The 15,748-nt window shown below is 44.6% G+C and carries 14 protein-coding genes; 10 read left to right on the top strand and 4 right to left on the bottom strand.

Annotated elements, in window-relative coordinates; genetic code table 11:
* The first annotated feature begins 2 nt into the window (after positions 1 to 2).
* The 4 genes from secG (at position 3) to IEV61_RS15200 (ending at position 4,710) form a co-directional block, all read left to right on the top strand.
* A complete protein-coding gene (gene secG / locus IEV61_RS15215) occupies positions 3 to 359 on the top strand; it encodes a preprotein translocase subunit SecG (RefSeq protein ID WP_188417899.1) in 357 nt (118 codons plus the stop codon).
* 298 nt (positions 360 to 657) lie between these two features.
* Entirely contained in the window at positions 658 to 933 is a 276-nt protein-coding gene (locus IEV61_RS15210; protein ID WP_188417898.1) for a co-chaperone GroES, read from the top strand.
* A gap of 100 nt (positions 934 to 1,033) precedes the next feature.
* A complete protein-coding gene (groL, locus tag IEV61_RS15205) occupies positions 1,034 to 2,668 on the top strand; it encodes a chaperonin GroEL (RefSeq protein WP_188417897.1) in 1,635 nt (544 codons plus the stop codon).
* 614 nt (positions 2,669 to 3,282) lie between these two features.
* Positions 3,283 to 4,710 carry an L-serine ammonia-lyase gene (locus tag IEV61_RS15200; RefSeq protein ID WP_188417896.1) on the top strand — a complete coding sequence of 476 codons (1,428 nt, stop codon included), beginning with the start codon at positions 3,283 to 3,285 and terminating at the stop codon, positions 4,708 to 4,710.
* Positions 4,711 to 5,035: 325 nt separating this feature from the next.
* Here IEV61_RS15200 and IEV61_RS15195 read toward each other — a convergent pair whose 3' ends face one another.
* Positions 5,036 to 5,317 (bottom strand): ATP-dependent Clp protease adaptor ClpS, encoded by a 282-nt coding sequence (locus IEV61_RS15195; protein ID WP_188417895.1) that lies wholly within the window; start codon positions 5,315 to 5,317, stop codon positions 5,036 to 5,038.
* Positions 5,318 to 5,492: 175 nt separating this feature from the next.
* Between IEV61_RS15195 and IEV61_RS15190 the strand changes: the two genes are divergently transcribed.
* Both IEV61_RS15190 and IEV61_RS15185 read left to right on the top strand, forming a co-directional pair.
* Positions 5,493 to 6,353, top strand: coding sequence for a DOMON domain-containing protein (locus IEV61_RS15190; protein ID WP_188417894.1), 861 nt, complete (start codon positions 5,493 to 5,495; stop codon positions 6,351 to 6,353).
* A 116-nt stretch (positions 6,354 to 6,469) separates the two neighbouring features.
* Positions 6,470 to 7,318, top strand: a complete 849-nt coding sequence (locus IEV61_RS15185) for a DUF5694 domain-containing protein (RefSeq protein ID WP_188417893.1) — start codon at positions 6,470 to 6,472, stop codon at positions 7,316 to 7,318.
* A 242-nt stretch (positions 7,319 to 7,560) separates the two neighbouring features.
* Here IEV61_RS15185 and IEV61_RS15180 read toward each other — a convergent pair whose 3' ends face one another.
* Positions 7,561 to 10,275, bottom strand: a complete 2,715-nt coding sequence (locus tag IEV61_RS15180) for a carboxypeptidase-like regulatory domain-containing protein (RefSeq protein ID WP_188417892.1) — start codon at positions 10,273 to 10,275, stop codon at positions 7,561 to 7,563.
* Between the two features lie 96 nt (positions 10,276 to 10,371).
* Positions 10,372 to 10,908: a dCTP deaminase gene (dcd, locus tag IEV61_RS15175; RefSeq protein ID WP_188417891.1), complete on the bottom strand. Its 537-nt coding sequence runs from the start codon at positions 10,906 to 10,908 to the stop codon at positions 10,372 to 10,374.
* Between the two features lie 75 nt (positions 10,909 to 10,983).
* Here dcd and IEV61_RS15170 point away from each other — a divergent pair, with 75 nt between their 5' ends.
* From IEV61_RS15170 to IEV61_RS15160, 3 genes are read left to right on the top strand one after another with little or no spacing between them, the layout of a single operon-like run.
* Positions 10,984 to 11,703: a 4'-phosphopantetheinyl transferase family protein gene (locus IEV61_RS15170; protein WP_188417890.1), complete on the top strand. Its 720-nt coding sequence runs from the start codon at positions 10,984 to 10,986 to the stop codon at positions 11,701 to 11,703.
* Positions 11,700 to 12,431: a lipoyl(octanoyl) transferase LipB gene (gene lipB / locus IEV61_RS15165; RefSeq protein WP_188417889.1), complete on the top strand. Its 732-nt coding sequence runs from the start codon at positions 11,700 to 11,702 to the stop codon at positions 12,429 to 12,431. Before IEV61_RS15170 ends, lipB begins: the two co-directional genes overlap by 4 nt.
* 59 nt (positions 12,432 to 12,490) lie before the next feature.
* Positions 12,491 to 13,156 carry an SGNH/GDSL hydrolase family protein gene (locus IEV61_RS15160; protein ID WP_188418092.1) on the top strand — a complete coding sequence of 222 codons (666 nt, stop codon included), beginning with the start codon at positions 12,491 to 12,493 and terminating at the stop codon, positions 13,154 to 13,156.
* Positions 13,157 to 13,367: 211 nt separating this feature from the next.
* On the opposite strand, the gene IEV61_RS15155 is transcribed toward IEV61_RS15160, so the two are convergent.
* Positions 13,368 to 14,339, bottom strand: coding sequence for an NAD-dependent epimerase/dehydratase family protein (locus IEV61_RS15155; RefSeq protein WP_188417888.1), 972 nt, complete (start codon positions 14,337 to 14,339; stop codon positions 13,368 to 13,370).
* Positions 14,340 to 14,415: 76 nt separating this feature from the next.
* On the opposite strand from IEV61_RS15155, the gene IEV61_RS15150 reads away from it, so the two are divergent.
* Positions 14,416 to 15,600, top strand: coding sequence for a formimidoylglutamase (locus IEV61_RS15150; protein WP_188417887.1), 1,185 nt, complete (start codon positions 14,416 to 14,418; stop codon positions 15,598 to 15,600).
* The last annotated feature ends 148 nt before the right edge of the window (positions 15,601 to 15,748 follow it).

Below are 15,748 nucleotides of genomic sequence, written 5' to 3'. Positions count from 1 at the left end.
AGATGTACTTAGTATTAATCATTGTTGCCATACTGGTTTGCTTGTTATTAGGCGTAATTGTGTTGGTGCAAAACCCTAAAGGCGGTGGTTTATCGTCAAATTTTTCAAGCTCATCACAGTTATTAGGTGTGCAAAAAACCGGCGACATTTTAGAAAAAGGTACATGGGTTTTAGCCATTACTTTAATGGTATTATCTTTAGCTATCAATGTAGCTATTAAAGGTGGTCCCAGCGATACCGGAAGTTCTGCCGTTCGCGATCAAATTCAAAAAGCATCAAAACCAAGCGGTAATGCCCCGGCCGCTGCGCCAATGACTATGCCTGGTGCTGCCAAGCCTGTTGATACTGCTAAGAAATAATTAAAATATTATACTGTTAATAAGGTATCAAAGCCGGTTGAGTTTCTCAATCGGCTTTTTTGTGTGATAGATTTTCCGATATGTAGCATTTATTACATGCGCTTTTCGAGGAAAGAAAGTGAAGTACTGCATGTCATCATGGCATTGTCATTGCTTTCAGTTTGACAGAAGTTTATTTGGTTGCAGTGCAGAAAATTTAATACTGACAATACAACAGCCCAAGGGTGTCAGCAGGCGCATTGGCATAATTAGTGTTCAATAGCAAGCAAACACTCAATTATTATAACAATTTATAATTATGTCATTAAACATTAAACCTATTGGTGATAGGGTAGTAGTAGAAGCTGCTCCTGCCGAAGAAAAGACTGCGTCTGGTATTTTCATTCCGGATACTGCTAAAGAAAAACCTCAACAAGGAACTGTAGTAGCTGTAGGTGATGGTAAGAAAGATGAGCCTATGACTGTAAAAGTAGGTGATGTTGTTTTATACAGCAAATACGGTGGTACCGAAATTACCATTGAAGGTAAAGAATACCTGATGATGCGAGAGTCTGACATCTACGGTATATTATAAGCAAGGATAGAAGGATTGAGGGAGCGAATGATAGAATAATTCATTCAAAAGCATTCAATCAGTCACACATTCAATAATTCAATCATTACAAAAAAAGAAAATGGCAAAACAAGTTAAATACAATGTTGAAGCACGCGACGCTTTAAAACGTGGTGTGGATATTTTAGCTAATGCAGTTAAAGTAACCTTAGGCCCTAAAGGTCGTAACGTAATTATCGACAAAAAATTTGGTTCACCTTCTATCACTAAAGATGGTGTTACTGTAGCTAAAGAGATCGAATTAAAAGATCCTTTGGAAAACATGGGTGCTCAAATGGTAAAAGAAGTAGCTTCAAAAACTGCTGATATTGCCGGTGATGGTACTACTACTGCAACTGTTTTAGCCCAGGCTATTATTACCGCAGGTATTAAGAACGTTGCAGCCGGTGCTAACCCAATGGACCTGAAACGTGGTATTGACAAAGCTGTTGCAGCTGTAGTTGCTAACCTTAAATTACAATCTCAAGCCGTAGGCGACGATAATAACAAGATCAAACAAGTAGCTACCATTTCGGCTAACAATGATGAAGTTATCGGTACCCTGATTGCAAATGCAATGGCTAAAGTTGGTAAAGATGGTGTTATTACTGTTGAAGAAGCAAAAGGTACTGAAACTGAAGTAAAAACAGTAGAAGGTATGCAATTTGACCGTGGTTACTTGTCTCCGTACTTTGTAACCAATGCCGATAAAATGGAAGTAGAGCTTGATAGCCCTTACATCTTAATTTACGACAAAAAAATCTCTTCAATGAAGGAATTGCTTCCTATTTTAGAGAAACAAGTTCAAACAGGCAAACCTTTGGTAATTATTGCCGAAGATTTAGATGGCGAAGCTTTAGCTACTTTGGTAGTTAACAAAATTCGTGGTTCACTGAAAGTTGCTGCTGTTAAAGCACCAGGCTTTGGCGACCGTCGTAAAGCCATGTTAGAAGATATTGCTGCTTTAACCGGCGGTACTGTTATTTCTGAAGAAAGAGGTTATAAATTAGAGAACGCTGATCTTACTTACTTAGGTACTGCTGAGAAGATCGTTATCGACAAAGATAACACTACCATCATTAACGGTTTTGGCGAAAGCGAAGCTATTAAAGGCCGTGTTAACCAGATCAAAGCGCAAATTGAAACCACTACCTCTGATTACGATAAGGAAAAACTGCAAGAGCGTTTAGCTAAATTATCAGGTGGTGTGGCTGTATTATATGTTGGTGCCGCTACCGAGGTTGAAATGAAAGAAAAGAAAGACCGTGTTGATGATGCTTTACATGCAACCCGCGCTGCCGTTGAAGAAGGCATCGTAGCTGGTGGTGGTGTAGCTTTCATCCGTGCAGTTGAAGCCTTTGCTGATATTGTTGCTGAGAACGAAGACGAAAAAACCGGTATCCAGATTGTGAAACGCGCTATTGAAGAGCCTTTACGTCAAATTTGCGAAAATGCAGGTATCGAAGGTTCAATCGTTGTGCAAAAAGTTAAAGAAGGTACTGCCGACTTTGGTTACAATGCACGTACCGATAAATATGAGAACTTAATTGGTGCTGGTGTTATCGATCCTACTAAAGTATCTCGTGTAGCTTTAGAGAATGCTGCTTCAATTTCAGCCATGTTGTTAACTACCGAGTGTGTGTTAGCTGATGATCCTGAAGATGCACAAGCAGGTGCAGGTGCCCCTCCAATGGGTGGCATGGGTGGTATGATGTAATATCCGCACTGTTCTAAATAATATTAATAAAGAAACCCTGTCCATAAATTTAGACAGGGTTTCTTGTTTTCAAAACTATACAACTACGTTTCTATGACATTTAAAGTTACGTTAAGTTAATCAAATGATTAACTTATGACAAATTCATGCATGATATGATTTATTTTTGTAGCAAATAAAATATTCAGGGTTATAGGCATACCATTTGAGTATTAGTCAGTATTATGAAACACATTACCCAGAAAAAGAAACAGCTGCAAACAAGGATTATCGCATGGGTAAACATGAATGCTCCTGAAATATTTGTTAGCTTGATGTCTTAAGCATATCTTAAACACATCATATATTATTGAAATAATAAAGGTCAACTCAGTTAGATTTGATCAAATTTTTTTCAATTAACATAGGCCACTTCTTGTAAAAGGTGGCCGTTCGTGTTTCTAAGGGTATTACCTTTCTAAAAAGTTTTCCAACCTGTGGGATGTTTCAGCCGGGTTTACGCCGCTCAAACCGTTTCATGTTTCTTCATAAAACCACAGATTTCTTTTAAAAACTTCCAATTAATTACATTATTCCTCACGTTGCCAAATTTGTGATTTGTAAATTTGTACGACATGCAAAGGGAGCAAATTTCGGTATTCGATATTTTTAAAATTGGCATTGGCCCGTCGAGTTCGCACACGTTGGGGCCATGGCGGGCAGCGCAGCAATTTGTACAAAGCCTGCAACAGCAAGAGGTACTTGCCGATGTTGTTCAACTGAAAATTTTGCTTTACGGCTCGCTCGCCAAAACCGGTAAGGGCCACGGTACCGATATTGCCATCCTGCTTGGCTTAAGCGGGCACGACCCGGTTACCTTTGCCGTAGACCAGCTTGATTCGAGCATTGAAGATATCAAGACTTCCCGTCAACTTGTTTTAGGCGGACAGCAGCCCCTCAGCTTTTATACAGACGATGACCTGATGTTCTTGTACAGTCAAAGCCTGCCCTTTCACCCTAATGCGGTAACCTTCCAGGCGTTTTTGAGTACAGGTAAGGCTATATCTGAAACTTATTATTCTATAGGTGGCGGTTTTGTGGTGAAAGAAGGAGCCGAGCATAATCATGGCGCCGAGGTAGACCTGCCTTTTCCAATAGAAACCGCTAACGAGTTACTGCACTGGTGCCGTAAAACCGGTCTGAAGATATCGGAAGTGGTGTTAGAGAACGAACTGGCCTGGCGCCCAGAAGCTAAGACCCGCGAAGGCCTGCTCCAGATATTGCGTGTATTGAAAGAATGTATTTACCGGGGCTGCCATACCACCGGCTACTTACCCGGTGGACTCAACGTAGCGCGCCGTGCTGCCGGACTAAACCGCAGGCTTACCGGCGACCGCAGCTATCATAACTTTAACGAGTGGATTGACGTGATACGCCAAACCGGTAACGGGTTCCAAAACACATTAGATTGGGTAAGTTGCTTTGCACTGGCCGTAAACGAGGAGAATGCCTCGTTTGGCCGGGTAGTTACCGCGCCAACCAATGGTGCTGCCGGTGTTATTCCTGCGGTGTTGATGTACTACATTGCTTTTTGCGATGGTTACAGCGAAGACCGCATTATTCAGTTTATGCTTACTGCTTCTGAAGTGGGTAGTATCTTCAAAAAAGGTGCTACCATATCGGCCGCTATGGGTGGTTGTCAGGCCGAAATTGGGGTATCATCGGCTATGGCTGCCGCTGCCCTTACCGAGTGCCTGGGCGGTTCGCAAAGGCAGGTACTCATGGCAGCCGAAATTGCCATGGAACATCACCTTGGCCTAACCTGTGACCCTATTGGCGGCCTGGTGCAGGTACCTTGTATAGAACGCAATACCATGGGTGCCATTAAGGCCATCACTGCCTCACAGTTAGCCCTGCAAAGCAACCCCGATAATGCCCGCGTAAGCTTAGATGCCGTGGTTAAAACCATGTGGCAAACCGCGCAAGACATGAACTCCAAATACAAAGAAACCTCCGATGGTGGACTGGCTATTAATATCCCGATCAGTTTGCCGGAATGTTGATAATAGTAGAGGAAAAGCAGGTTGCGGAGTAGCCAGGAGCGAAGAAAGATAGTTAAAGTGTTGCAGTAGAGACTGGCATCTTTAAGCCTGATAAAGTAAAGCACCGGAATTGTGAAGTTTTACTACTTAATAAATGACAGATTGCTAAGTAGACCTGTCACTTGAACAGGAGCTCTCACTATCGTTCGAGATGACAGGTGGTTGGATTGCCGTATTGATGAAGTCCTTGATCTTTCTTCTCCATGTCCTTACTCCTTCTTCTTCAAGTCCATTCTCCCCGAGTCCTTCTTCCCTAAGTCCTTCTTCTCCAAATCCCCAGCCCAACTTAATCCACCGATACCGTCAGGCCTTCTTGCTGTAAAATTTTACGGTAAACTTCCATTTCGGTGAAGGAGCCTTCGAGTACGGCACATTTACCTTCGTTGTGTACCTTCCAGGCAATTTTTTCTGATTGAGATTCGGAATAATCCAGGTATTTCATCATACAGTAGATCACGTGCTCAAAGCTATTCACATCATCATTCCACAAGATGAGGCGGTGCATTTCTTTTAAACTCGCCAGTATCTCTTCAAGCGTTAGCGTTTCTTCCTGTACTTCGGTGGGCATATCTTAGTTTAACAGCAAAGTTACTTAAAAGGCACAATAAAACGGTGTTATTGCGGTTTTAAAATTCAAATTGGCCACATTAATACTGTGTAAATCAAATCTTCAACGCTAATATTACCATACACATCACATGCTTAAAAAATCTCACCTCTGCGTTGCCATAGCTCTTGGTAGCATGGCTTTAAACGCAAACGCGCAAACCACACCTCAACCCAACGATCACTTGTTTAAGCCAGCCGGTGCGGTAACCATTGATGGTAACCTTAAAGAATGGGGCGATAGCCTGCGCTATTATAATGAGGAAAAGAAGCTGTATTATACCGTAGCCAATGATGGGAAGTATTTGTACCTCGCTATGCGCTTTAACGATCGCACCGAGCAGGAACGCATACTATGGGCCGGGCTTACCTGGGGCATTAATCCCAAGGGAAAAAAGAAAGAAATCTACAGCCTTACCTTCCCGGCATCAGACCCTGCCAGCACACCTGCCTTGGGCAACCGCCTACACGTAAACGATGAACAAGGCGGCCAGAAACCAAACGAAGCTGACCGCGAAGAAATACGCAAAGCACACCTCACCAAGCTGCGTAATATGAAAGTGACCGGTTTTAAGGATATTGATTACGACATAATTACCACCACCAATTCGTACGGTTTTAAAGCTGCGCTCGATTACGACGCCGATGGTAATATGGTTTACGAGGCGGCCATTCCCCTCAAGTTTTTTGATGCCGCCGATATTGCCAAAGGCGAATGGGCTTTCAACTTTAAGGTGAACGGCATTACCCGTCCATCGGGTACTAATGGTGGTACCGACAGACCCGAAGGTGGTATGGGTGGTGGCCGTGGCGGTATGGGCGGCGGCGGTAGAGGAGGCATGGGTGGCGGTGGCATGGCCGGTGGCGGCGGTCGTGGTGGCCGGGGCGGTGGTATGGGCCGTGGTGGTAATATGGGCGGCGGCCAGGCTATAGATCGCAGCAGCTTATCTAAGTCAGAAGATTTTTGGACTAAGTTCTATTTGTCGGCAGGGAATTAGTGATTGGTCTTTTCGGCTTTGAACGCACGATTATCACTAACTGCCATCTTTAATTTGATATGTTTGTAACGCATGCCTTAAAAATGCTGTCATAGCTATACACGTATATCACAATTATGAAACTTAAATTCTTATTACTCGCTTTGCTGGTTGCTTTTCAGGCGCAAGCACAAAACAATGCCGTAAGTCAACCTAAAGAAATATTGATCATAGGTACTTTCCATTTCGAAAACCCCGGTGCCGATTTGGCCAAAACAGATAAGTTTAATGTGATGACCCCGGCGGTGCAACAGGAACTTGAAACTATGGCTAACAAGATTGGCAAGTTTGGTGCCGATAAGTTTTTTGTGGAATGGCCTTACACCAGCCAAGGCAAGCTTGATACGCTGTATGAAAAATATAAAAGCAACCAGTTGTACGATTACCTGCTTCAAATTTGGCCCAAACAAACATCAGAGCGAGAAAATGAAATTTATCAATTGGCTTTCAGGGCGGCAAAAAAAGGTAATACGCCAAGAGTTTACGGTATTGATGTCAAAATGGATCTACCATTCGATAGCATGATGGTGGCTATTGACAAAGCCGGCCAAACCCCTTTAAAAAACGAAATATTTGCCCGCTTAAAAACCCTGGAAGCCGCAGAAAATGCAAGGCGTAAAAAGTATACCCTTACGCAATTGTTGCTGATGAACAACACGTCCGAATACCGTAAGGCTAACTATTCAGCCTATGTTACTTTGTTTAACCGTGCCGGAGCGCTTAATAACTTCAAAGGTGCCGATGTGGTTGATGTATGGTACAAACGTAACCTGTACATGTACTCGCTGGTGCAAAAACTTACCGAAAGTAAAGATAAAAGGGTGGTGGTGGTGTTAGGATCGGGCCATATAGCTTTGTTCAAGCAATTGATAGATTTAGACGAAAGCTTTAAGGTTGTAGAACTTAAAGACGTTTTGAATAAGTAAAAAATATGCTCTGGCAAGCTGCGCTTCCGCAAGCTTCCAGTTTGTGGGTACTTTGGCCGAAGTTTATAACTTCAGCCAAAGTACTACAACGAGTTACGTTGCGCTAAACTCGCGGTAGCGAATTTTTATATTATCCCGTCATTGCGAGGTACGAAGCAATCTCTACATCTGATTAGCCTACGCAGGGATTGCTTCGTACCTCGCAATGACGATATTTCTTAAACCCAGAATAACTCAGAGCACTACTGCACCTGGTAACTGAACACTTGCCTGCCCAAATGTCCTTCATCGTTTAAGCCTTCTACTACCACGCGGTACGTTCCTTTGGTGCCAGCGTTAAAGTATTCGAAAGAGGCATTGCCATTGCTGTCGGTAATAATATTAGGTACCCAGTGTATGGTGGTGCGCAGGTCGGCAATGGCTACATTGGTTTTAGGGTCGTCATATTTTGGAGCGTAAAACTGGCGGGCAGCATAAAAGCCTTTAGGGGTATAGGTAATTATGCCCGGCGAATAAATGTTAGCGGCACTATAATTATAATCTCCTCCGCGTTTGGTGTTAATTAACAGCACACCGCCGCTGCCGCGGCTTCCATAAATGGCTGTATTGCCAATGGTGCGTAAAACTTCAACACTGGCAACATCAAAAGGTGATATATTGAGCAAAAAGTCGCTTTCTACATAAACACCATCTAATATAATTTGCATAGGCGTGTTAAAACTGCGGGTAGAATACGGAACCCCACCTCTGAAAATTACGCCTACCAAACGGCCTTGTAAACACTGATCAATGGTGGCACAACCTATCTTTTCAAATACGTCGGCCGTAATTACCTGGTCGGCGTTACCTGCACCGTTAAGATTTGATGAATTGGTAAGGGCCGATTTTCGTTTCTCGGTAACGGTAACTTCTTTCAGTAAAATGGTATGATTGCCCAGTCCGTATTTAGCTTCCTCGTCGTATTGTTTTTTGCTGAATTTCAGGTAAGCGTTCAACGCTTCGGCACCCACTTCAACATCCTGCGGTCTTACGTTTTTTACCACCGAGCGGCTGGGGAGATTATCCAGCGTAATTTCTACGTTCTTGCTGTTTTTAGCTGTGCGTGCCTGTATCACAAACCTTATACTGTCTTTAAACAACAGATTTTTGAAGGCAAATTTGCCCTGCGCATCGGCCACGGTATCTAAAATAAAAGTACCGCCTGCCGTAGTAAACAACATTACCTTACTGTTGGGCACAGGCTTACCACCCAAAGTTTTTACCGTACCTGATATTTGCAGCGTTTTTTCGGCCTGGAAAGCAGGTGCCGGTATCTGATCGGCCAGTAGAGATTTCCATTCAAAGCGGCGGTAGCCCTGTGTTAACATCAGCACATCAAGGTCGGCATTGGTTTTTTCGTTGGGTTTGGTAAAATAGTAGTTTGGCTGTTCTACAAAACCCTTCAAATCGGAAGTTAATAGCAGGTGCGACAGGATGGAAGTTTCGGCAGCTTCATCGGTTTGTACCTTCGATTCATCAATAACCGAGGCCGAAAACACACCCACCACAGGCTTACCGTCACTGTTGGCTGCATTTAGGTTTATTTTAACTTTTTGCCTTGGGGCCGATGTGGCCGCACTTGCACTCACTTTCACAGTAAGCATATCGGCATCACGCTGTATAAATGCAATACGCTCGTTCAACGGCTGGCCGGCAGCTGTAAACAGCGTAAACTGTGCAATACCCGATGGAAATTTATTCTTAGGAATTAACGCGCTAAAAGTGCTTTGTCCGCCGCTATTGCGGGCCACATAACACACCACCCCGCCCGATTGGGCAACGATATAATTGTCTTTAGCATTAGTGCCTGCACCGCCCGTAACCCGCAGATTAATTTTTGCTGTATCTGCATTGTTTATCGTCATTACAAAACCCTGTTCGGCCGCAGCAGGTAAGGCTACAGTATTTTGCGAGCCATCGGGGTAAGTAATTTGAGCTTTATAAGTTTTACCGGCTTCGGGCGTAAGGGCAAATACGCCCATGCCCAAGTGCCGGGTGGTTAACTGGGCTACCTCGGCGTTGTTATTGTCGGTAATCATGCCTTTAATATCAACACCCAGTCCATTAGGGCCAACAGCCTTGAACGCCACACGCGAACGTACACCATTTACCAGGTTGCCACTTTCAGGAAAGAACTGTACATCGGCCTGCCCCGATGTAGTTTTAAGGATAATATTTTTGTTGATGGTCTTTTTATCATCAACCTTAATATTGGTAACAATTATGCCCGAGGTAAGCGGCGCCTGCTGGGTATTCAGAAAACTAATAGAGAGATTGCCCTGGGCATCGGTGGTGCCTTTGCTTTTAAGGATCTGCTTGTCGTTTACTTTTACGGCGTAGCTTACCTCTTTTCCTGCATAAGGTAAGTTGTCCAGGTCGGCGTAATTGATCACTGCATCAACCTTTTGGGCATTGTTTACTTTGCTGTATTTATAAGATGTTTTGGTAAACACGTTATTGGTAGCGGCGTTACCAATGGTAATGGATTTTTCGAAAAAGTATTCGGGCCCGGCATTGCGCATCCAGTTAGTATAGGCGCGTATGCGGTAAGTACCTTCCTGCAGGGTATCGCTAAGTGCAAAATCGCCCCAGGTTATACCGCTGGTTACCGGGAGTTTGATCCACTGTTTTACCGAATCCTGGTCGTTGATCAGTTCTATGTTCAAAGCCCCGCTAATGGCAGATAGCCGGTGCTCGGCCCCAATGGTGATGTAGGCTTTTAACCAAATATTATCGCCCACGCCGTAGTAGGGTTTATCTAACTGCAGGTAAACTTTTTCCTGCGGATGATCGGTTGTCCATTTCTCCAGCTGGGCTACGATCTTTTGGATAGGGTCATCTTCAGGTGTAATGAAAGCAAAGGCCACGGCAAGGGCAGCCATTACGAAAACGCCGGCAAAAAGCTTCTTTAAATTCATGGTGATGGGGCAGATGTTTATTTGCTTAAAGCATAAACGTTATAACGCAGATTATGCTTTATTAAAACGCTTATTTTTAAGTTTATACGTTAAATATCAAAATTTATTTTTCCACATCATGCTTTCTACAGGCCTTGTAGTAGGATTGTTATACTTGGCGTTGCCTTTGGTGTTGTAGAGCGTTTCAATATCGCCTTCTACTACAAAATAAATTAACTGGCCAATGGGCATTCCCGCGTAAATCTTTACAGGCTGTGCACACGAAATTTCCAGCGTCCAGGTGTTGCAAAAGCCTACATCGCCTTTACCGGCGGTGGCATGAATGTCTATACCCAAACGGCCCGTGCTCGATTTTCCCTCCAAAAAAGGAACATGCTGATGTGTTTCGGTATACTCTACCGTTACGCCAAGGTACAGGGTGCCAGGTTGCAGTGTAAAGCCGTCTTTAGGTATTTCAAAAGAATCTATTTCATTATGTACCTTGGCATCTAATACCCGGTTGCGGTAGGTGGCCAGGTACTTGCCCAAATGCACATCGTAAGAGTTTGTACCCAGGCACTCGCGCTTAAAAGGTTCAATAATGATATGGCCTTTTTCAATTTCTTCTAAGATACGTTTGTCTGATAAAATCATTTTCGGGTGACGGGTTACACCGCCTAAATTATAATTATTTAAGCTAATTTTGCGCTCCGCTTTTGTAAATTATTTATGGCCATTGCATTCAGAAAACAGGTAGACCCCGACACCGAATTTGCCCTTTGGCGCATTGAGGAGGAGGCCGATGCCCTGTACAGCCAGCTACAGCTCAACGAGCATGAAAAGGCTTTTGTAGAGCAATTGGCCAACGGTAAACGCCATTTGCACTGGCTGGCTACCCGGGTGCTTTTACGCACCATGTTAGATACCAGCGAGTATATTGATTGCCAGATAGACGAACACGGCAAGCCTTACCTGGTTAATTTACCCTACCATATATCGTTAAGCCATTCGTTCGATTACGCCGCGGTTATGATTAGCAAAAGCCGCCCCGTGGGGATAGATATAGAGCAGATCAAACAAAAGGTAGAGCGCATAGCGCCCAAGTTTTTGCGCCCGGCCGAGCGTACGGTAATTGACCCGCATCATAAAATTGCCTACCTGTATGTGTGCTGGTGTGCCAAGGAAGCCATTTACAAATGTTACGGCCAAAAAGAGGTTTCATTTTTAGATAATATTGCGCTGGAGGCATTCAGCTTTGCCGAAGAGGGGAGTGTGAATGCCAACCTGCACAAAGGTGAAGTAGACCTTGATTTTAGAGTGGATTATATGCAGTACGAAGATTATATGTTGGGGTATGTGAAAGCAGCCCCTCCCCAGCCCTCCCCGGGAGGGAGGGAGTTTAATAAAAAAGTCCTCCCTCCCGGGGAGGATTTAGGAGGGGCTTTATGAAGAACAAACACGTACAGTATCAGGATTGGGGATTAACAGATTACAAGCAGGGCTGGGACCGGCAGGAAGAACTGTTCAATGCCACGGTTAAACTGAAGGGTGAAATTCGCAACCGGCAAGCGGCCGTTGTGGACGGAGAAGAGGCTCCGGAAGAAATACCAACGCCCAACTATCTTGTTTTTTGTGAGCACCCGCACGTATTTACCTTAGGTAACAGCGGCACGCCCGACCACTTATTGCTGGATGAAGCCGGTTTGAAAGAGAAGAAGGCCGTTTATTACCCCATAAAACGTGGCGGCGATATTACCTACCATGGCCCAGGCCAACTGGTGGTTTATCCTATTTTAGATCTTGACAATTTTTTTACTGATATACACCTCTACCTGCGCACCTTAGAAGAAGCAGTGATACTTACGCTGGCCCATTACGGCATCAAGGCTGGTCGTTACCCCGGTTATACCGGTGTATGGCTTGATGCTGATAACGAACGCGCCCGTAAAATATGCGCCATGGGTGTGCGTTGCAGCCGTTGGGTAACTATGCACGGTTTGGCATTTAACGTAAATGCCAACCTCGACTACTTTGGTTACATTATCCCCTGCGGTATAGATGATAAAGATGTAACCTCTATGCAGCGCGAATTGGGCCACCCGGTAGATTTAAATGAAGTGAAAGAAATCCTGAAACATCATATTTCCGTACTTTTTGGTATGGAGATGATAGGATGAAAAAGTGGAACCTGATAATACTCACCATAACCGCCCTCACGGGCTGCTCCAGTAAAAACATGGATAACGTTATTGTAACCACACCCGTAATCCCAATTGTTGCGCCGCCTGTAGGCAATGGAACAACGCTTACGTACCTGGCCCTGGGCGATTCCTATACCATTGGCGAATCGGTTCCGGCCGATCAATCGTTTCCGTACCAGTTGGCATCGGCTCTCAATAAGCAGGAATACAGCGTAGGTAAGCCTACCATCATTGCCCGCACCGGCTGGACCACCGACGAACTTATCCGCGAGATCAATAATCAAAATCTCAAGAGTAAGTTTGATATAGTCACCCTGCTTATTGGTGTAAACAACCAATACCGTCATTATAATATTGATACCTATCGTACCGAATTTGTGCAGTTGCTAAACACAGCCTTGAGCTATGCCAACGGCAACAAAAAGCACGTCTTCGTTCTATCTATACCCAACTGGGGAGTAACACCCTTTGCCAAAGGGCAGGACGTGATGCAGATTACCAAAGAAATTGCGCAGTACAATGCCATCAACAAAGAAGAGAGTGAGAAGGCAGGCGTTAGTTATACCGACATTACCCCCATATCACAACAAGCCATTGCCGACCCAAGCCTGGTAGCCGCAGACGGGCTGCATCCATCAGGTAAAATGTACATGCTCTGGACGGGTTTGCTAAGTGCCGAGGTGTTGAAGAGTTTGAAGTAGGAGACGGTGTGCAGTCATGCCGAACTTGTTTCGGCATCTCATAGATAGATACTGATTTACCGCAATAGAATATAAAAGAAGTATAAGTTAGTATTACTGAAAACTAACTCGTTGTCATCTCGAACGATAGTGAGAGATCCTGTTTATCAAGACAGGTTAACTACCGGCTGCCTTGAACAAAATTTCTCGTTTGCACTCGAAATGACAAGGTTTAATTAACCTTTAACGCCTCGCAAACCTCTGCAATACTTTCCCTCACCGGTTTAAAGCTAAAGCCGGTTTCTTTGATGATTTTGCTGTTATCGTAATTCTGTTCTACAGTGGCGGCACGTGCCGATATTTTATCGAGCGATGGATCTCTTCCTGTCAAAGTAGCTACAAAAGATGCACCGCGCCAGGCCAGTTCAAGCATCCAGGGTTTGGCTTCGGTAGCCGGTTTCTTTTGGTCGAAGCAACCGGCAATAGTTTCCATCAGGTCTTTATAATTCCAGTTCTCGGCATTGATGATGTAACGTTCGGCGGTAATGTCGCTTTCCATGAGAGTTACCATGCACCGGGCTACATCTTCTACGTCTACCAATCCGCAGCTGCCCCGGGTGTAAAATTTTAATCCCCGGCGTACCGTTTCAAATAGTTTGCCGCTGCCTTCGGTGCCTGCGGTAGGGCCAATAATAATAGAGGGATTAACAATAACGGCATCCAATCCCTCGGCTATACCACGCCAAACTTCCATTTCGCTTTCCAGCTTGGATATAGAGTAAATGTTATTGGCAGGCGTTTCTTCCAGATAATTCTTTTCTGTGATCAACTGTCCCGGTTTGGCCTGGCCAATGGCGGCAATTGAGCTTACGTGCACTAAGCGCGCATCCTGCTCCAGGCACAAGTTTACTACATTGGCCGTACCCTTTACATTGGTATGAATCATGGGGTCTTTATCGGCCTGTTTGAACGATACCCAGGCGGCACAATGGTATACTTTTGTTATTTCCTCAAAAGCATCCTGCAGGCTTGTATCGTCCAGTATATCAGCTTCGCGCCAGTCAATTAAATGGCTGTAAGGCTGCAATATATCAGGAATAACCGATGTGCTGCGTTTAATACATCTGATAGATATATTTTGCGCAGCCAGCTGTCGGGCCAGTACAGCACCTAAGAAACCTGTTGCGCCGGTAACCAGAATCATTTAACGAGGGTAAGTTTTACAAAAACAGCGCAATTTAATTTAAAAAATGGATATTTGAGCTTTTGTAAGCAGCGATATGTCTTTAGCGGATTTCTTTACCCCGGTTGATGTTAACCAAATTATACCCGGCGAAGGTTACAAGCAGAGCCAGTTGGGTAACAAAATAGAAGCCTTTACCCAATATTTTCCCGACCTGGAACAAAAGCCCGATCTGGTAATTTTTGGCGTAAAGGACGACCGCAATGCCGTAGGGAATGCAGGCTGTGCCCTGGGCCCTGATTACGTGCGCGAGAAGCTATACCGCTTAAACGAGGGTAGCTACCATTCTAAAATATACGACCTGGGCAACATACGCCAGGGAGCTACCATAAACGATACCTATTTTGCCGTTAAAACGGTAATTGCCGAACTGGTGAAGCAAGACATTGTTGCCCTGATTTTAGGCGGCGGACAAGACCTTACTTACGCCCAGTACCTCGCTTACGAGGAAATGGAGCAAAAGGTAGACCTGGTGGTCATAGATTCGCACTTTGACCTCGATGAGCAGGCCGAAATGCAGGAAGATGATGCCACCACCTCACAATCGTACCTTAACAAAATATTCTTACACGAACCCAATTACCTGTTCAATTATAGCAACCTGGGCTATCAAACCTATTTTGTAAGCCAGGATAGCCTGCGCGTAATGGACAACTTGTTTTTTGATGTACACCGCTTGGGCGAGCTGATGGGTAACGTGAACGTATCAGAGCCTGTTATTCGCAATGCCAGCACCATTAGTTTTGATATGGGTGCTATTCGTTCGTCAGACGCTATGGGCAATGCCAATGCCACGCCTAACGGTTTTTATGGCGAAGAAGCCTGCCAGATGTGCCGCTACGCAGGGTTTAACGACAAGTTGAGCTCGATAGGTTTCTATGAGTTTAACCCGGCTTACGACAGTAACGGACAAACGGCCACGCTGCTGGCTCAAATGATATGGTATTTTATCGACGGCTTTTATAACCGCAAAAAAGATTTTCCGCTGCAGCCCAAATCGCAGTACCTGGTGTATAAAACAACGCTGAGGCATGAGGAGCACGAAATTGTATTTGTAAAAAGTAAAAAATCTGACCGTTGGTGGATGCAGGTGCCATACCCAACAGGCGGTTCGCTTAACGAGCGCTATCACCTGGTGCCTTGCCGCTACGAAGATTATACCACGGCCATATCCGGCGAAATGCCTGACCTGTGGTGGAGGACGTTTCAGAAACTGGCGTAAAGCCTTCTAAAATTCCCTCCTTGGGGACTACGGTGTACCTATATCTTTGAATAGGTTCCAGCCGTCTAAGACATCATAGAAACGTTGTAGTCCTCGCCATATCGTTGTCATGCCCGGTGGTTGTTGTGAACGGTAGCCTTTCCAGCCT

This window comes from Mucilaginibacter galii (genome assembly GCF_014635825.1).
GTDB classification, from domain to species: Bacteria; Bacteroidota; Bacteroidia; order Sphingobacteriales; family Sphingobacteriaceae; genus Mucilaginibacter; species Mucilaginibacter galii.
The sequence above is the reverse complement of the archived record's forward strand: the minus strand, read 5'-3'. Positions and strand labels throughout refer to the sequence as shown.